General features: G+C 72.5%; 13 protein-coding genes and 1 riboswitch. Of the genes, 1 reads left to right on the top strand and 12 read right to left on the bottom strand.

Going from position 1 to position 17,208, the window contains the following annotated elements; translation table 11 throughout:
- Window positions 1–52 precede the first annotated feature (52 nt).
- The 12 genes from thiD to ACMT9T_RS13475 form a co-directional block, all read right to left on the bottom strand.
- Window positions 53–2,377: a bifunctional hydroxymethylpyrimidine kinase/phosphomethylpyrimidine kinase gene (gene thiD / locus ACMT9T_RS13530; protein ID WP_414746039.1), complete on the bottom strand. Its 2,325-nt coding sequence runs from the start codon at window positions 2,375–2,377 to the stop codon at window positions 53–55.
- Window positions 2,374–3,201 (bottom strand): hydroxyethylthiazole kinase, encoded by an 828-nt coding sequence (gene thiM, locus ACMT9T_RS13525; RefSeq protein ID WP_414746038.1) that lies wholly within the window; start codon window positions 3,199–3,201, stop codon window positions 2,374–2,376. Before thiM ends, thiD begins: the two co-directional genes overlap by 4 nt.
- Window positions 3,192–3,283: riboswitch (TPP riboswitch) on the bottom strand. (Overlaps the previous gene by 10 nt.)
- Before the next feature lie 61 nt (window positions 3,284–3,344).
- Window positions 3,345–5,510, bottom strand: coding sequence for a S9 family peptidase (locus ACMT9T_RS13520; RefSeq protein ID WP_414746037.1), 2,166 nt, complete (start codon window positions 5,508–5,510; stop codon window positions 3,345–3,347).
- Window positions 5,511–5,864: 354 nt separating this feature from the next.
- Window positions 5,865–6,227: a hypothetical protein gene (locus ACMT9T_RS13515; RefSeq protein ID WP_147362366.1), complete on the bottom strand. Its 363-nt coding sequence runs from the start codon at window positions 6,225–6,227 to the stop codon at window positions 5,865–5,867.
- A 154-nt stretch (window positions 6,228–6,381) separates the two neighbouring features.
- On the bottom strand, window positions 6,382–7,851 hold the full coding sequence (locus ACMT9T_RS13510) for a maltokinase N-terminal cap-like domain-containing protein (RefSeq protein WP_414746036.1): 1,470 nt from the start codon (window positions 7,849–7,851) through the stop codon (window positions 6,382–6,384).
- Between the two features lie 3 nt (window positions 7,852–7,854).
- Window positions 7,855–8,124 (bottom strand): mycoredoxin, encoded by a 270-nt coding sequence (locus tag ACMT9T_RS13505; protein WP_012038801.1) that lies wholly within the window; start codon window positions 8,122–8,124, stop codon window positions 7,855–7,857.
- Window positions 8,125–8,236: 112 nt separating this feature from the next.
- Complete coding sequence (locus tag ACMT9T_RS13500) at window positions 8,237–9,523, bottom strand: D-arabinono-1,4-lactone oxidase (protein WP_414746035.1); 1,287 nt, start codon at window positions 9,521–9,523, stop codon at window positions 8,237–8,239.
- A gap of 134 nt (window positions 9,524–9,657) precedes the next feature.
- On the bottom strand, window positions 9,658–12,726 hold the full coding sequence (locus tag ACMT9T_RS13495) for a glycoside hydrolase family 2 TIM barrel-domain containing protein (protein ID WP_414746034.1): 3,069 nt from the start codon (window positions 12,724–12,726) through the stop codon (window positions 9,658–9,660).
- 135 nt (window positions 12,727–12,861) lie between these two features.
- The gene (locus tag ACMT9T_RS13490; RefSeq protein WP_414746033.1) at window positions 12,862–13,830 is read right to left on the bottom strand and encodes a carbohydrate ABC transporter permease; all 969 of its coding nucleotides are present in this window, start codon (window positions 13,828–13,830) and stop codon (window positions 12,862–12,864) included.
- Entirely contained in the window at window positions 13,827–14,813 is a 987-nt protein-coding gene (locus tag ACMT9T_RS13485) for a carbohydrate ABC transporter permease (protein WP_414746032.1), read from the bottom strand. The genes ACMT9T_RS13490 and ACMT9T_RS13485 overlap by 4 nt, the downstream gene beginning before the upstream one ends.
- Complete coding sequence (locus ACMT9T_RS13480) at window positions 14,810–16,162, bottom strand: ABC transporter substrate-binding protein (RefSeq protein ID WP_414746031.1); 1,353 nt, start codon at window positions 16,160–16,162, stop codon at window positions 14,810–14,812. Before ACMT9T_RS13480 ends, ACMT9T_RS13485 begins: the two co-directional genes overlap by 4 nt.
- Window positions 16,163–16,273: 111 nt before the next feature.
- Window positions 16,274–16,534 (bottom strand): zinc-ribbon domain-containing protein, encoded by a 261-nt coding sequence (locus ACMT9T_RS13475; RefSeq protein ID WP_116056226.1) that lies wholly within the window; start codon window positions 16,532–16,534, stop codon window positions 16,274–16,276.
- Between the two features lie 181 nt (window positions 16,535–16,715).
- Here ACMT9T_RS13475 and ACMT9T_RS13470 point away from each other — a divergent pair, with 181 nt between their 5' ends.
- On the top strand, window positions 16,716–17,204 hold the full coding sequence (locus tag ACMT9T_RS13470) for an NfeD family protein (RefSeq protein WP_414746030.1): 489 nt from the start codon (window positions 16,716–16,718) through the stop codon (window positions 17,202–17,204).
- Window positions 17,205–17,208: the final 4 nt, after the last annotated feature.

Genomic DNA, 17,208 nt, shown 5'->3' with positions numbered 1-17,208 from the left:
GGCCGGGGCGTCCCCAGGCCGGGGCGGATCCGGCCGGATCCGCGTCGGAGGCTCAGCCGAGCGCCTCCGGGGCGCGGAAGAAGTCGCGCTCGTACGCGGCGGAGACGAGCGACGCCTCGAGCATCGCCGCGCGCCGGGACGGACCCGCGAGCACGGCGGCCTCGTCGACCAGCTCGCACGCGCGCCGGGTCGCGGCCGCGAACGCCGGATCCGCGTACGTCGCGAGCCACGCCGCGTACGGGTGCGCGGACCCCGCCGCCTCCGCCGCGGATCCCGCCGCCCGGAGCCGCGTGCCCACGTCCGCGTAGATGGTGAAGCACGGCAGCAGCGCCGCGACGAGCACCGCGTAGTCGCTCCCGGCCGCGTGCGCGAGCAGGTGGTCGACGTACGCGCGCGTGACGGGACCCGCGACCGCGGGCGCGGGATGCCGCGACAGCCACTCCTCGTGCAGCGCCGACTCCGCCGCGATCGCGTCGGCCGCCGAGCGCGCCCACGCGACCTGCGCGTCCGGCGTCGGCGCCAGCTGGCTCGCCCGCGCCAGCACCCGGGAGTAGGCGCGCAGGTAGATCGCGTCCTGCGCGAGGTAGTGCGAGAACCACGTCTCGGGCAGGCTGCCGTCGCCGAGTCGGCGGACGAACGCGAGCTCGTCGATCTCGCGGCGGAGGTCCGCGGATCCCGCCCACATCTCCGCGGAGACGGATCCGGCGTGGGTGCCCGCGGCGTCCCACAGCGCGCGCAGGTGGTCGAGCGGGCCGGCGCCCGCGCCGACGTCGAGGTCCTCCGCGTGCACGAGCGATCCCGTGAGCCACGCCTTCGCCTCCGTGAGCGCGGCGAGCCAGTCGCCGCGGCGCGGATGCAGCGTCGCGAGCGCGCTGGAGAGCGAGCAGCCGGTGCCGTGCGTGCTGGTCGTGGCGATGCGCGGGCCGTCGACCACGTCGACGGTCGCGTCCGCGCCGTTCGAGTCCGGGGTCACGAGCGCGTCCGGGCAGTCGTCCTCGCGGAGGTGGCCGCCCTTCACGATCACGCGGACGCCGTGCCGCGCGGCGAGGGTCCGCCCCTGCGCGAGCGCGGCCTCCCAGCCGTCGGCCTCGGACTCGCCGAGGAGCGCGGCGAGCTCCGGCAGGTTCGGCGTCACGACGTCCGCGAGCGGCAGCAGGCGACGGAGCGCGTCGGTCGCGTCGTCGTCGAGGAGGGCGTCGCCGGACTGGGCGATCATCACCGGATCCAGCACCACGACCGGGGGCCGCACGGCCCGCAGCCAGTCGGCGACCTCGTCGACGACCGCGGCGGATCCGAGCATGCCGATCTTCACGGCGTCGATCACGACGTCGTCGGAGACCGCGTCCAGCTGCGCCCGCAGGAACGCCACGGGCGGCACGTGGATCTCGCGCACGCCCCGCGTGTTCTGCGCGACGAGCGCCGTGACGACCGCCATGCCGTAGCCGCCGTTCGCCGCGATGGACTTGAGGTCGGCCTGCACGCCGGCGCCGCCCGTGGGATCCGTGCCCGCGATGCTGAGGACGCGGGGGACGCGCGCGGGGTCGGCCGCGGTGCCCGGGGTCGGCGCGGTGCCCTCGTCGGATCCGGAGCCGGAGCCGGAGCCGGAGCCGGAGTCGGAGTCGGACGCGGATCCGGCCGCAGGACGGGCATCGGCCGCGCCGCCCTCGACCGCGGACCCGCCGCCGCGCACCCGCGTCCACGCCGCGACGAGCTCGCGCGCCGCCGCCTCGGGGTCCTCGGCCGCGCAGATCGCCGACACGACGGCCGTGCCCGCGCCGCCGGCCGCCGCGATCGCGTCCACGTCGCGCACGTCCACGCCGCCGATCGCGACGCACGGCACAGGCGAGAGGCCCGCGATGATCCCGAACCCGTCGTGCCCGAGCGGGGCCGGGTGGTCGGGCTTGGTGCTGGTGGGGCGGATCACGCCGACGCCGAGGTAGTCGACCGTGCCGGCGGGGAGCGCGCGCACCGCCTCGACGTGCGCCGGCGTGTTCGCCGTGAGGCCCACGACGAGACGGCGAGCGGGGCTCGCCGCGTCGAGCATCCCGCGGACGAGGTCGGCCGGGACGTCGGACTGGCCGACGTGCACGCCGTCCACGCGCACGCCGCGGGCGAGGCCCGCCAGGACGACGTCGACGCGGTCGTCGACGAGGAGCAGCGGCCGGGGCGCTCCGGGATGCGCAGCCGCGTGCGCGTCGATCGCGTCTGCGGCGGCCGTCACCGTCGCCAGCAGCTCGGCCGCGCTCGCGTGCTTGTCGCGGATCTGCACGGCCGTCGCCCCGCCCGCGACCGCCGCCGCGACGACCGCGGGCACGCCGCGCTCGCCGCAGAGAGCGGGGTCGGTGACGAGGTAGACGGAGAGGTCGATGCCGCTCACGAGAGGCGCTCGCGCTGGGCGACCAGCTCGGGCGTGACGGCGTCGAGCGCGTCGAGCAGCGCGACCGCGAAGGATCCCGGCCCGCGTGCGCCCTCGGCGGCGATCTCCGCGGCGATCGTGTACACGCTCGTGGCGGCGACGGCGGCCCGCAGCGGATCCGGATCCGTCGACGCGAACGCCGCCATCACGGCGCCGAGCGCGCAGCCGCCGCCCGTCACCTTGGTGAGGAGCGCGTCGCCCGTGTGCACGCGCACGACGCGGCGGCCGTCGGTGATGTGGTCGACCGCGCCGGAGACCGCGACGACCGTGCCGTAGGTGCGCGCGAGCAGCGTCGCGGCGTCGAGCGCGGCCTCGACCTCGTCGGTCGCGTCGACACCGCGTCCCCCCGCGCCGCCGGTCGCGAGCGCGATGATCTCCGAGGCGTTGCCGCGCACGATGGTCGGCGACAGCGCCACGAGCTCGTGCGCGAGCCGCGTGCGCACCGGCAGGGCGCCGACGGCCACGGGATCCAGCACCCACGGCGTCCCCGCCTCGCGCGCCGCGTGGGCCGCCTCGACGGCGGCCTCCCGCTGCTCCGCGTGCGGCGTGCCGAGGTTGAGCAGCACGCCCGATGCGATCCCGGCGAACGGCCCCGCCTCGGTCGGCACGTCCGTCATCGCGGGCGCGGCGCCCAGCGCGAGGAGGACGTTCGCGGTGAAGCCGGTGACGACCTGGTTGGTGATGCACTGCACGAGCGGCACGCGCTCCCGCAGCCGGTGGAGGAGGTCCGCCGAGGCGGTCCCCGTCCCGGTGATCTCGTCGATGGACGGGCGCGCAGCGCTCATGGTGACATCCCTCCGCCGGTGCGAACCGGATCAGGTGCGACGGGTCTCATCTCAGCCCTCGTGGGCACCCCGTGTCAGGGATCCACCCTAGGGCCAGACGCGTCGCACCTGTCGGTTCGACCGGCGGCGGTGATCGGCGGGCGCTACGCCAGCCCCGCCACGTCGAGCACCCACGCGTAGTCGAAGGCGCGCTCGCGCCACGCGTCGTAGCGGCCCGACTTGCCGCCGTGGCCGGCCTGCATCTCGGTGCGCAGCAGCACGGGCGCGCCGACCTCGCGGAGGCGGGCCGTCCACTTGGCGGGCTCGACGTAGAGCACGCGCGTGTCGTTGAGGCTCGTGACCGCGAGGATCCGCGGGTACTCGACGCCCTCGCGCACGTTCTCGTACGGCGTGTACGACTTCATGTACGCGTACACCTCGGGGTCGTGCAGCGGGTCGCCCCACTCGTCCCACTCGATCACGGTGAGCGGCAGCGACGGGTCGAGGATGCTGGTGAGCGCGTCCACGAACGGCACGCCCGCGAGGATCCCGGCGAAGCGGTCGGGCGCGATGTTCGCGACCGCGCCCATCAGCAGGCCGCCGGCGCTGCGGCCCTCGGCCACGAGCCGGTCGGGGCTCGTCCAGCCGCGCGCGATGAGGTGGTCGGCCGCCGCCACGAAGTCGGTGAACGTGTTGCGCTTCGTGAGCGTCTTGCCCTCGTCGTACCAGCGCCGGCCCATCTCGCCGCCGCCGCGCACGTGCGCGACGACGAACGCCATGCCCCGGTCGAGCAGCGACAGCCGCGCGATGGAGAACGACGGGTCGATGCTGGCCTCGTACGAGCCGTAGCCGTACAGCAGGAGCGGCGCGGGCGTGCCCGGGTGCACGAGGCCGCGCTTGTAGACGACCGAGAGCGGGATCTCGGTGCCGTCCTCCGCGGTCGCCCACTCGCGGGTCTGCACGTAGTCGTCCGGGTCGTAGCCGCCGCGCACCGGCTGCTGCTTGAGGAGGCGGAGCTCGCGGGTCGCGAGCACGTAGTCGTAGGTCGTGGCCGGCGTCGCGAGGCTCGTGTAGCCGAGGCGGATCGTGGGCTGCGCGAACTCGGGGTTGCCCGCCGTGCCGACCGTGTAGATCGGCTCGTCGAAGGCGATCTCGTGCAGCTGCTCGCCGTCGAGGACCCGGTCGAAGGGGATCACGCCGACGCGGGTGAGGCCCTCGCGGCGGTAGGAGACCACGACGTGGTCGGCGAACGCGCTGGCGTCCTCGAGGCGCACCTCGTCGTCGTGGGGGATCACCACCTGGCGGTCGGTCGTGGACATGGGGTCGTCGGCCGGCACGTCGACGAGCTCGAAGTTCGTGGCGCCGTCGTTGTGCAGGATGAGGAGCCGGTCGGATCCGTCGATGACCGCGTGGTCGACGTCGTACTCGACGCCGTGGCGGCGCGGCCACACCGAGCGGAACGTGCCCGTGGGGTCGCCGGCGTCGAGCAGCAGCACCTCGGTCGTGATCTTGGAGCCCACGTAGACCATGAGGTACTGACGGCTGCGGGTCATGCCGAAGCCCACGAAGTAGCTCTCGTCGGGCTCGGTGAACACCTTCACGTCCTGCGAGGCGGGCGTGCCGACGCGGTGGCGCCACACGGTGTCGGGGCGCCAGGCGTCGTCGACCGTGACGTAGAAGAGGTGGTCGCCGTGCGCCGAGAAGGTGGCGCCGTGGCTCGTGCCGGGGATCTCGTCGGCGAGGTCCTCGCCCGTCGCGAGGTCGCGGATCCGGAGCGTGAACCGCTCGTCGCCCTCGACGTCGGTCGAGTAGGCGAGGAGGGATCCGTCGGGGCTGACCTCGAACGCGCCGAGCGAGAAGAACTCGTGGCCCTCCGCCTCGGCGTTGGAGTCGAGCAGGATCTGCTCGCCGGGCGTCGCGCCGCCGTCGGCCGCGGGCTCGATGACGGGCGGGGTCCAGTCGTCCGGGCCGGCCACGGGACGGCGGCAGCGGATCGCGTACTGCGACCCCTCGACCGTGCGGGCGTAGTACCACCAGTCGCCCTCGCGGACGGGGACCGAGAGGTCGGTCTCCTGCGTGCGGTCCTTGATCTCCGTGAAGATCCGCTCGCGCACGGGCTCCAGGTGCGCGGTGGCGCCTTCCGTGTACGCGTTCTCGGCCTCGAGGTGCGCGATGACGTCGGCATCGTCCTTGTCGCGCAGCCACTCGTACCGGTCCACGAACGTGTCGCCGTGGAAGGTGCGCTCGATCGGGCGCTGATCCGCGACGGGAGGGGTGGAGGGGGAGTCGGATGCGGGGGAGGAGACGGCCGGGACGGCGGGGTCGGTCATCCCGTCAGCCTACCGACGCACCCGGCGAGGCCCGGAGCGCGGCCGCACGGTGCGCGTTCGTGTCCTCTCGTGCAGGGGATGGGTCCATCGAGCCGGATATCCGCATATCTGCATATCCGGATATCGGGGGACCGGATATCCGGATATCCGGATTCCCCGGTCATCTCCTCATCCGCGGGAGCGGTCTCCGCGACGCTCTCGTGCCCCGCCGCGGATCGCACCTACGATGATCAATGCGCTCCCGGCGATTCCCACCGATCCCGAGATGACGTCCTGCGTCACATACGAGAACGACAGGATCCCGAGGAGGACGCCCGATATGGCGAGTGCCCTGTTCATGTGCGTGTGCAGACGTCAGCCGCGGAATCGGGACGTCGAGTCCCAGAACTCCTTGCACGGTCCCTGGAGGGCCGCCCCGCCGTTGAACGCGGCGCCCAGGATGGCGAAGACGTTCCGGGACATCACCCCTCCGGCTCCCGCGAATGCGGTGCCGGCGAGTCGGAGGTTGCACTGGAGCTGGAGGTCCTTCTCCCGCTGCGTCAGGTCCGGACCCACCGTGGTCTGCACGGGTCGCCCGTTCTCCATGTAGCAGCCCGTGGACGACGAGCAGTAACCCGGATTCGGCTGCTGGCCCCATTGGGCGTGCGCCGGCGCTGCCGTACCGAGGAGGATGGCCCCCGCGATGGCGGCCGTGGACAGGGCCTTGACGTTTCTCATCTGCGTCTCCTCGCATTCGTGGCGGTGAAGCCATGACGTATTCGGATTCGTTCGATGGGTCAACGGTACTAGCGCGATGCGCGCCCTCGCAAGGGTCCACGGGAATGGCCCGGAGCGTCATCCCGCTCGTGATGCGCCATTTCCCTCATCCCGCTCAGGAGGTGACGGGCCCGGCCTCGCGCGGACCGGTCGCGCCCGGCGTCGTCGCCGCGCCGAGCGTGCTCGAGCGGGTGGCGAGGCGTGCGACGGCCTGCAGCGGGATCGACAGCCAGCCGGGCCGGTTGCGGACCTCGTAGATCGCCTCGTACACGGCCTTGTCGATCTCGAACGCGTCGAGCAGCGCCCGGTTCGCCCGGAGGTCGGTGCCGGAGCGGGCGATGTAGCCGTCGACGAACGCGCGGCGGGCGGCGGACGCCCACGTGGCGGCCGACTTGCCGGGGTGCGCGAGCGCGTAGGACCCGGCGACGTAGTCGAACGAGCGGAGCATGCCGGCGACGTCGCGGAGCGTGACGTCGGGCAGCGAGCGCTCGTGCATGGGCCGGAGCGGCTCGCCCTCGAAGTCGAGGAGCACCCAGCCGCGGTTCGGCACCGAGAGCACCTGGCCGAGGTGGTAGTCGCCGTGGATCCGCTGCAGCTTGGGCCACTCGCCCTTCTCGGCGGCGTCGTACACGCTCGCGATGGCGTCGTGGAACGCGGCGATCTCGGGGACCTCGCGCTCGGCCGTCGCGTGACGGCGGCGGAAGCTGACCATGATCCCCTCGATGACGTCGGGGGTCGCCTCGACGGTGGGGAGCGCGGCGGCGAGCGTGGCGTGCACGTCGGCCGTGGCCTCGCCGAGCGCGCGGGCCTGCGCCTGGAAGTCCTCGTCGGCCTCGGCGGCGCGGAGCGCGACCCGCCAGGCGTCGGTGACGCCGGGCAGGAACTCCTGCGCGAAGGCGACGTGCCCGATGGCGCGCCCCTCCTCGCGGCCGGAGTCGCTCCACTCGGCGAGCACGCTGCCCATGGTCTGCGGGACCAGGCGGGACCCGGCGCCCGCGATCGCGGACTGGAGCACGACGTCGGGGTTCTCGCCGTGGTGCAGCGCGCGGAAGACCTTGACGATCATCGGGTTGATGGCCTGGCCGTCGGCGGAGACCATGTCGTAGATGATCGACGTGTTCGACTGCTCGCCCGAGAGCACGTGGGATCCGACGACGGTCGCGATCTCCACGCCCGGCTGGCGCTGGCCGCGGGCGGTCGCGCCGAGCGAGGTCTCGTCGACGTCGGCCTCGCGGTCGTCGAGGATCGTGCGGATGAGCGCCCACGCGTACGCGGGGTCGTGCGGGCCGTCGTAGACGTGCAGCTCGACGCCGTCGTCCTCGACGGTCGTGCCGATGTGGAAGGGCTTCAGCTCCTCCAGCGGCGCCTGCCGGTAGGTGAGCGGCACCTGGTACAGCACGGGCTTCGCGCTGCCGTGGTCGATGATCAGGTGCGTCTCGATGCGGGCGAACCAGCCCTCGTCGCTGAAGCTCCAGCCGCCGATGCGCTCGAGGCGGGGCTCGGTGCCCTTCGAGGCGAACCAGCGCTGCTCGCGCATCCAGGCGGCGAGGAAGTCGGGGATCTCGCTGAGGTCGTGGTGCTGCATGGCTCAGGCCACCTTCGCGGTCACGTCGGCGAGCGACGGGTTGGTGGCGGACGAGCCGTCGGGGAAGAGGACGGTCGGGACGGTCTGGTTGCCGCCGTTGATGGCCTCCACGAGCTCGGCGGTGCCGGGCACCTGCTCGATGTCCACCTCGTCGTAGCCGATGCCCGCGCGGTCGAGCTGCGCCTTCAGCCGGCGGCAGTAGCCGCACCAGGTGGTGGAGAACATCGTGATCCGCCCGGGGGCAGGTACGTAGGAGGAGGTCTCGGGCGCCATGGTCCTCACCCTACGCGCCGAGGGCCGCGCCGACCCGGGATCCGCGGAGCGCGAGGGCGTGCCCCTGCGTGTCGCGGATCCCGATGCGGTCCCGGTCAGCGGCGGATGCGGATCAGCCGCGGAGCGAGCGCTCGAACCAGGCGTTGCGGAACTTGCCCGCGGGATCCAGGCGCTCGGCGAGCTCCAGGAAGTCGCCCGACCGCGGGTACAGCGGCGCGATGTCGGCCGCCCGGACGGTGAACACCTTGCCCCAGTGCGGGCGCGCGCCGAACGGGCGGATGGCCGCCTCGAGCTCGACGAGCAGCGCCTCGACGGCCTCCTGGTCGCGCTTCCACGTGAAGTGCAGGCCGATGGTCGTCTGCCCGTACTGGGGGCTCAGCCAGAGGCGGTCCTCGGCGACGGCGCGCAGCTCGCAGACGAGGAGGATCGGCCGGATCCGGTCGCCCATCTCCCGCAGCGCCCGCACGGCCTCGACGGCCCGGTCGAGCGGCACGTGGAACTCCGACTGGATCTCCTCGCCGTCGCTCGGCGTGAAGCCCATCTTGAAGTGCGAGAGGCGGTCGGACCAGAGGCCGACGACGCCGAGCTGCGAGGTGCTGTTCACGGGGTCGATGCCGAGGATGGGGTGGCGCTCCTCGGTCGCGGCCGGCGCGCCGAAGTAGTCGGCCACGACGACCTCGTCCTCGGGCTGGCCGTCGACGCCGAGCTGCACGCGGCTCTTCAGCCACACCTGGTCGGTGGCCTCGCCGAAGCGGGTGAAGACGCTGACGCTGTAGGCGCCGCCGAACACGTCCTCGAGGTTCTCGTCGAAGGCGTCCCAGCTGAGGCCCTCGAAGACGCGCTGGCGCACGAGGTACGCGGGCTCGACGTCGAGGGTCACGCGCGTGACGACGCCGAGCGCGCCGAGGCCCACGACCACGCCGTCGAAGTCGTCGTCCCCGCGGCGGTAGGTGACGGTCTCGCCGTCGGCGGTGATCAGCTCGAGGGCGGCGACCGCGGTGCCGAGGTTGCCGTTGCCGATGCCGGATCCGTGGGTCGCCGTCGCGATGGCGCCCGCGACCGAGATGTGCGGCAGCGACGCGAGGTTGTGGATCGCGAGGCCCTCGTCGCCGAGGAGCTCCGCGAGCTTCCCGTAGGCGAGGCCCGCGGAGAAGGTGGCGGTGCTGGCGTCGCGGTCGATCACGAGGTCGGCGGGCAGCTCGGCGAGCGAGACCAGCACGTCCGAGTCGGCGATGTCGTTGAACGAGTGGCGGGATCCGAGGACGCGGATGCGGGGAGCGTCGCGCACGATCGCGCGCAGCTCCTCGACGCTCGTCGGCGCGTGGACCTCGCGGGCCTTGTACGCGTAGTTGCCGGCCCAGTTGGTGCCCGCGGTGCCCTGCTCGATGGTGTCGGTCATGCGTCCTCCTCGCGCCCGCCATCGGACGCCGTCGTCTCCAGCTTGCTCGCCCTCCGGCCGGAGGGCGAGAGTGTCGTGCGGTCGGGCCGCGTCGGATGCGGCGGCCGACCCCGGAGGGCCCGCCGCCGCGGTCGTCAGCGGCTCCGGATCGTCAGCTCCAGCGTGCGGGCCGACGGCCAGAGCTGGTGCTCCGGCAGCACGTCGAGGCCGCACGCGCGGGAGCCCAGCCCGTGCTGCGCGGCGTCGATGTACAGGTGCACCGCCTCGCTCGCGGGCAGCTCGTGCGGGTGGGCCGCGCGGTCGAGCTCCTGCGGCGTGTGGCGCGAGGCCGTGAAGCCGGGGCGGCGGCCTGCGGTGTCCGGCCGGGCCTCGACCACGATGCCGTGCTCGCCGTCGAACGTGCCGAGCTCGAGCTCGCGCAGGTCGCTGCGGTGGCCGGTCTCCTGCGGCGTCGAGTACACGGCGCCGAGGTCGTCGACGAGCGACGAGAACCGGCCGACGAGGGCCGCGCGGCGCGAGTCGGGGTACGACTCGAACGGCCCTGTGCCGAACCACTCCGCGTTGGTGACGCTCGCGGGGAGGTCGATGCGGATCCCCACGCGCGGCCACGTGATGGCCCACCCGGCGCTCGGCACGATGTCGACGCGCAGGTCGAGGTCGCCGTCGACGCCCTCGGTCCAGCAGTACGTCGTATCGACCGAGTCGAAGGACTGCGCCGCGCTCGTACGCACGACGACCGTGAGCGAGCCGGAGCCGACCTTCACCGACCGGACCCGGTGGGTCAGCCGGTCGAGGCCCGCCTCGCGCCAGCGCGCCTCGCTCGACGGGCCGGGGACGCCCCGGCCGAAGGTGAGGCGCGGATCCGCCAGCTCGTAGGAGCCGCTGCTGTCGCTGCGGTCGTTGTCGGTGGGCGCGCGCCAGAGCTCGAGGCGCGGGCCGTCGACCTCGAGGCCGCCGAGGCGCACGAGGCGGCCGGTGGCCAGGTCGAACTCGCCGTCGCCGAGGACGAGGCGCGTGGCGCCGGCGTCCGGGTAGGTCTCCTCGTCGGCGTCGAGCCAGCGGGCGGGCACGGCGGGCCGCGGCGCGGGCGTGAGGTCGAACTGCTGCACGGCGACCACGTGGCCGGCCTCGGCCCACGGCTCGTCGTCGCGGAGGATCGCCTGCACGGTGAGCCACACCTCGGGGGCGGGGCCGCGCTCGCCGGCGGCGGCGAGCTCGCCCGCGTCGAGCGCGTCGGCGGGCATCGGGATCCGCACGGTGTCGCCGGCCGCGACGGGCTCGGCCTCGAGGACGCCGGTCGCGATGTCGTCGCCGTCGACCGCGAGCACCCAGACGAGGCTCGTGAGCGCGGTGGAGACGGAGTGGTAGCGGTTCTCGACGACGAGGGACGCGGATCCGCCGTCGCGCGCGAGCCCGAACGCGATCGGCTGCACGACGGCCTTGTACTCGGCGAGGCCGGGCGTGGGGGTGTCGTCGGGCAGGACCATGCCGTCCATCACGAAGTTGCCGTCGTGCACGACCTCGCCGAAGTCGCCGCCGTAGGCGTAGAACGCCTCGCCGTCCGCGGTCTCGGTGAGGATGCCGTGGTCGCGCCACTCCCAGACGAACCCGCCGTGCAGGCGCGGGTAGCGGAGCACGAGGTCCTCGTACTCGCCGATCTGGCCGGGGCCGTTGCCCATGGCGTGCACGTACTCGCACAGGATGAAGGGCTTGGTGCGCTGGCGCATGCCCTCGCCGGGCGTGCAGCCGAGCAGGTCGCCCGGGATCACGTCGCTGCCGATGGACTCGGTCTCCTGCAGGTTCGAGTACATGCGCGAGTAGACGTCGGTGTACTCGCCCGTGTAGTCGCCCTCGTAGTGCACGGGCCGGCCCGGGTCGCGGCGGTGGACCCACGCGGACATGGCGGCGAGGTTGCGTCCGGTGCCCGACTCGTTGCCGAGCGACCACATGACGATGGAGGGGTGGTTCTTGTCGCGCTCGACGGTGCGCTCGATCCGGTCGAGGTAGTGGTCGGCGAACCGCGGGTCGTCGCTGGGGTTGCCGACCCAGCCGCCGAACTCGAAGCCGTGCGTCTCGAGGTCGCACTCGTCGATGACCCAGAAGCCGAGCTCGTCCGCGAGGTCGAGCACGCGGGGGTGCGGCGGGTAGTGGCTGGTGCGGATCGCGTTGACGTTGTGCTGCTTCATCAGCAGCATGTCGGCGCGCGCGTGCTCCTCGTCGAAGACGCGGCCGCGCTCGGGGTGGGCCTCGTGCCGGTTGACGCCGTGGAAGACCACGCGGCGGCCGTTGACGAGGAACCGGTCGCCCTCGATGCGCACGGTGCGGAAGCCGAGGCGGATGGAGAGCGCCTCGACGTTCGTGCGGAGGAAGCCCTGGTACTGCGTGGGGCTCTCGGCGCTCCACGGCTCGACGCGGTCGACGTGCACGGGCGCGACGTCGTCGGGGGTGGCCCAGGTGACGTGGATCCCGAGGTCCTCGACCTCGAGGGTCACGGGGAACGCGGCGGGCTCGGCGTCGACCTCGACGTGCACCGTGCCGGCGCCCGTCTCGTGGTCGTACTCGGCGCGGGTCCACGCGTCGTCGATGCCGCCCTGCGGACGGCCGAGGAGGGTGACGTCGCGGAAGATGCCGGGCATCCACCACTGGTCCTGGTCCTCGAGGTAGCTGGCGATCGACCACTGGTGCACGCGCACGGCGAGCACGTTGGATCCGGGCCTCAGCGACGCCGTGACGTCGAACTCGTGCGAGAGGCGCGACCCCATCGCGGTGCCGACCTCGGCGCCGTTCAGCCACACCTTGAACGCCGACTCGACGCCCTCGAAGCGGAGCACGACGCGCTCGAGCGACTGCCAGTCCGTCGGCACGTCGAGCTCGACGCGGTAGTCGCCCGTGGGGTTCTCGTCGGGCACGTAGGGCGGCTCGACGGGGAACGGGTACTGCACGTTCGTGTAGGCGGGGAGGCCGAAGCGGCCGTCCTGGCCGAGCACCCAGTGGCTCGGCACGGGGATCTCGTCCCAGCCGGAGTCGTCGAACGCGGGGTCGGCCATCTCGTCGGACAGGCCGCGGGGGGTGGGGGAGAGGCGGAACCGCCAGTCGCCGTTCAGCACGATGCGCGGGGCATCCGAGTGCAGGCAGGAACGGGGGCGGCGGGCCGGGCCCGTCGTGGGGGCGAAGTCCTCGAAGTAGGGGAGGGCGTGCGTCATGGGCTTCCTTGCGCGTGGGCGGGTGCGGCGACGTGCCGCGATCCCATCATCGTGGGTCGGGAGGGGACGCGCCGAATGCGCCGACAGCCGGGCAGGTCGCCCTGCCCGGCCGTCGGGGATCCGCGCGCGGACGGGTCAGCCCTTGACCGCTCCGTCCGTCAGGCCGCCCCGCCAGAACTTCTGCAGCACGATCATCGCGGCGATGAGCGGGATGATCGAGACGAGCACGCCGCCGGTGGTCAGCTGGTAGAACTCCGGCAGCCGGTCGACCTGGCTGCGCCAGTTGTTGAGGCCGAGCGTGATCGGGTACAGCTTCGTGTCGGCCAGCATGATCAGCGGCAGGAAGTAGTTGTTCCAGATGCCGACGAGCTGGAAGAGGAACACCGTCACGAGCGCGGGCGTCATGGAGCGGAGCGCGAGCGTGTGGAAGATCCGCAGCTCCCTCGCCCCGTCGATCCGGCCCGACTCGATGACCGCGTCCTCCACCGACGCCTGCGCGTAGATCCGGCAGAGGAACAGGCCGAACGGCGAGACGAGCGACGGGATGAGCACCGACCAGTACGTGTTCGCGATCCCCATGGTGCTGAAGAGCAGGAACAGCGGCAGCGCGGTGGCGGTGCCCGGCACGAGCACCCCGCCGAGGATCGTGCCGAACACGATGTTCGACCCCCGGAACCGGTACTTCGCGAGCGCGTACCCGCCGGCGGCGGCGAAGTACGTCGCGATGAGCGCGCCAACCCCGGCGTAGAGCACCGAGTTGAGGAACCAGCGCACGAAGATGCCGTCGTCGTAGGTGAACACCATCGTGAGGTTCTGCCAGAGGTTCATGTTCGCGAACAGGAACCCGTTGGTGCTGAACAGGTCGGCCGTCGTCTTCGTGGCCGCGACCACGACGTAGTAGACGGGGACGAGGAAGTACAGGGCGACGAGCGTGAGGATCGCCGTGACGAGGATCCGGGTCGCGGGCTTCGTGCCCGCACCCGGCGTGCTCCCGGCCTTCGACGGCCGGCTCACCTTCGCCTGGGCCGCCTGCGCGGCGCGCTTGTGCTCCGCCTTCTCGGCGCCGGACTCGCCGGTGGTCGGCCTGGTCTCCGTGGCGGTCATGCGCGCGCCTCCTTCTTCCTCGCGGCGGCGGCTTCCCGCTCCTCCTTGGGCTTCCTGTTCGTGATCCCGAGGAACACGAACGACAGCACGAACGCGGCGAGGGCGATGATGACCGCCTGCGCCGCGGCCACGCCGTAGTCGTTGTACGCGAACGCGGTCGTGTAGGCCGACAGGTTCGGCGTGTACTGCGAGTCGATCGCGGGGGCGGAGACGGCCAGCACCTGCGGCTCCGCGAACAGCTGCAGCGTCCCGATGATCGAGAACACGGTCGCGAGCACGAGCGCGGGCCGGATGAGCGGCAGCTGGATCGAGAGGGCCGTCCGCCATGCGCCCGCGCCGTCGATGCGCGCGGCCTCGTAGACGTCCCCGGGGATCGACTTCAGCTGGGCGATGATGATGAGCATGTTGTAGCCCGTGTAGGTCCAGGTCACGATGTTCGCGATGGACCAGAGCACGGTGCCCGCGCCGAGGAAGTCGAGCTGGATCCCGAACATCTCGCCGATGTCGATGATGGGCGACAGGCCCGGGATGTAGAGGAAGCCCCACAGGATCGTCGCGATGACGCCCGGCACGCCGTACGGCATGAAGTACGCCGCGCGGAAGAACTGGGGCCACTTCGCCGACGCCGACTCGAGCAGGAGCGCGAGGATCGTGCAGAGGATGATCATCACGGGCACCTGCACGATGCCGAACAGCAGCACCCGGCCGATGGACGCCGTGAAGGCGTCGTTCTGGAGCGCGAGCGCGTAGTTCTCGAAGCCGGCGAACGCGGTGGTCACGCCCTGCTCGCCGAAGAGGCCCTCGCGCCGGACGGTCGTGAACGACTGGAACACGGCGTAGACGATCGGGAGCAGGAAGGTCAGCAGGAAGACCGCGAGGAACGGCGCGAGCATCACCCACGGGGCGATCGTCTGGGACTTCTTCAGCTGGCCCTTCGTGACGCCCGTCCGCGCCGCCCGGGGCGCCTTCGTCACGGCGCTCATGCGGACGCCGCCTCGACCGTGAGCCCCTTGTTGCGGAAGGCCTCGATCACGGCCTCCTGCGCGAGCGGCAGCGACTCGACGAGCGTCTGGCCGCTCGTGAGCTTGCGGCGGAACTCGTCCTGCAGCGTGTTGAGCGTGAACTGCGTGAGCGGGCACCAGGTCCAGTCGAGGTTCTGCTCCTTCGCCGCGGGGACGAAGACCTCCTCGTTGTAGCTCTGCCCGCCGAACCACTCGCTCGGCTTCTCGCGCTCGACGCCGATGTAGTCGGTGGCCGGCGACCAGCCGATGCCGGAGCTCGCGATCATCGCGTCGATGCCCTCGGGCGACGTGGTCATCCAGGTCATGAACTTCAGCGCCTCGACCGGGTGCTTGCTGTTCGCGAGCACGGCCGCGGTGGATCCGCCGAGGTAGCTCGACCCGTACGCCCCGTCGAAGGACCACGTCTGCATGGGCGCCACGCGCCACTTGCCCTCGCCGCCGGAGACCGACTGGATGAGGGCGTCGCCCCAGCTCGCGCTCGTGACGCCGAAGATCTTCGCGTCGGCCGCGGCCGCGTACCAGGGCGGCGAGAACGCGGTGAAGCCGGTGTTGACGACGTCGTCGTCGATCGCCTTGTCGAAGAACGCGGCGACCTCCTTGGTGCGGTCGTCGAGCATGTCGACGACCCAGCGGTCGCCGTCGATCCGGAACCAGTTCGCCCCGGCCTGCGTCGCGTAGGAGGTGAAGACGCTGGCGTCGGAGACGGGGAAGCAGTCGAGGTAGTTGCCGGCCCCGGTCTTCCGCACCTCGGCGCTGAGCGTCGCCCAGTCGTCCCAGGTCGCGGGCGGCTGGCCGCCCACCTGGTCGAGGAGCTCCGGCTGGTAGTAGAAGGCCAGGGGACCGGAGTCCTGCGGGATCCCGAAGACGCCGTCCTGGAAGCTGACCTGCTTCCACAGCGCCTCGTCGTACCGGTCGCGGTACTCCTCGACGCCGTAGCGGGTGAGGTCGACGAGGGCGTTGGCGAGGAGGAACTCGGGCAGCTGCCGCAGCTCGACCTGGCCGATGTCGGGGCCGCCGCCCGCCGTGATGGCGGAGTACATCTTGTTGTAGCCGCCCTGGTTGCCGCCGGGGATCCAGACCGCCTCGACCTGGATGTCCGGGTTCTGCGCGTTCCAGACGTCCGCGACCTTCTGGAGGTCCTTCAGCCACGCCCAGTACGTGAGCGTGACCTTCTCGCCCGGCGCGGCCGCGGGGATGGCGGGGTCGGAGTTGACCAGCCTCCCGCCCGGTGCCGAGCAGGACGCGAGAGCCAGCGTCCCGGCGGCAGCGGCTCCCACCCCCAGCGCCTGTCTCCTGCTGATCGAATGCATCGTCGCATCCCCTCCGTCGTCGTCGATGGAATCGGCGCATGGCGCCGCGACCACTCTAGGCGGGGAGCGAAAGTTATCCCAACCCGTGGTCGGGATTGCGGAGAGCCGGGCTCAGCGGCGCGCGCCCCGGTTCCGGACGGCCCACTCGAGGCCGTGCATCGCCTGGTCCTTGGTCAGGCGGGTCTCGGCGCCGCAGTTCGTGCACTCCACGCGGTAGGTGGAGCGGAGGGGGATGAGCGGGACGAAGAAGAGGGTGAACCGGAGGGTGCGGTGGAGGACGCGCTGCGGGGCGGTCACGCCGCAGACGAGGCAGGCGAAGGTCACGACGACGAGGAGGGCGTCGCGCGCACGCGTGCCGAAGAGGAGGATCACCTCTCCGAACCTACGCGCGGCCGGGGAGCATAGGGGGTCGGACGGCCCCCGGACGAGGACGCGACGCGGAGCGGATCACCCGATACCTTCGAAGGACACACCTCGAAGATCGGCCCCGCATGACCACGCACCACGACGGCGCGCACGTCTCGCCCGCGGCGGCCTGCCCGGGAGGATCCGCGTGACCGTCTTCCTGATCGTCGGCGCCGTGGGCCTCCTGCTCCTCCTCTCCAGCATCCTGCTCGGCGACCTCCTCGACGCGTTAGGCGGCGGCGACGGGCTCGTCTCGGGCGTCGCGCTCGGCGCGGCCCTCGCCATCTACGGCGTCGGCGGCGTGCTCGCCGACCAGGCCGGCGTGGGATCCGGCGGCGCCATCGCGATCGCCGTGGCCCTCGCGATCGTCGCGCTCGTCGTCGTGCAGCTGGCCGTCCGCTTCGTCGCGAAGCAGGAGAGCGGCGGCTCGTACTCGCCCGTCGGGATGGTCGGCGTCGTCACGTCGCCCACCTCGCCCACGGGCGGCGAGGTCCGGCTCAAGCACATCCGCGAGCTGGAGCGCCGCCTCGCCATGAGCGAGGAGCCGCTCGTCGTCGGCACCCGCATCCGCGTCGTCTCGGAGGACGGCTTCCGCGTGCGCGTGGAGCCCGACCCCGACGCCGACCCCCGCACCTAGCAGC

The sequence above is a fragment of the Clavibacter vidaverae genome (assembly GCF_047529985.1).
Classification (GTDB): Bacteria; Actinomycetota; Actinomycetes; order Actinomycetales; family Microbacteriaceae; genus Clavibacter; species Clavibacter nebraskensis_A.
The sequence above is the reverse complement of the archived record's forward strand: the minus strand, read 5'-3'. Positions and strand labels throughout refer to the sequence as shown.

Coding starts and splice junctions, on each gene's coding strand:
- thiM (WP_414746038.1), bottom strand. CDS start 3,201: ATGAGCGCTGCGCGCCCGTCCATCGACGAGATCACCGGGACGGGGACC.
- ACMT9T_RS13520 (WP_414746037.1), bottom strand. CDS start 5,510: ATGACCGACCCCGCCGTCCCGGCCGTCTCCTCCCCCGCATCCGACTCC.
- ACMT9T_RS13515 (WP_147362366.1), bottom strand. CDS start 6,227: ATGAGAAACGTCAAGGCCCTGTCCACGGCCGCCATCGCGGGGGCCATC.
- ACMT9T_RS13510 (WP_414746036.1), bottom strand. CDS start 7,851: ATGCAGCACCACGACCTCAGCGAGATCCCCGACTTCCTCGCCGCCTGG.
- ACMT9T_RS13505 (WP_012038801.1), bottom strand. CDS start 8,124: ATGGCGCCCGAGACCTCCTCCTACGTACCTGCCCCCGGGCGGATCACG.
- ACMT9T_RS13500 (WP_414746035.1), bottom strand. CDS start 9,523: ATGACCGACACCATCGAGCAGGGCACCGCGGGCACCAACTGGGCCGGC.
- ACMT9T_RS13495 (WP_414746034.1), bottom strand. CDS start 12,726: ATGACGCACGCCCTCCCCTACTTCGAGGACTTCGCCCCCACGACGGGC.
- ACMT9T_RS13490 (WP_414746033.1), bottom strand. CDS start 13,830: ATGACCGCCACGGAGACCAGGCCGACCACCGGCGAGTCCGGCGCCGAG.
- ACMT9T_RS13485 (WP_414746032.1), bottom strand. CDS start 14,813: ATGAGCGCCGTGACGAAGGCGCCCCGGGCGGCGCGGACGGGCGTCACG.
- ACMT9T_RS13480 (WP_414746031.1), bottom strand. CDS start 16,162: ATGCATTCGATCAGCAGGAGACAGGCGCTGGGGGTGGGAGCCGCTGCC.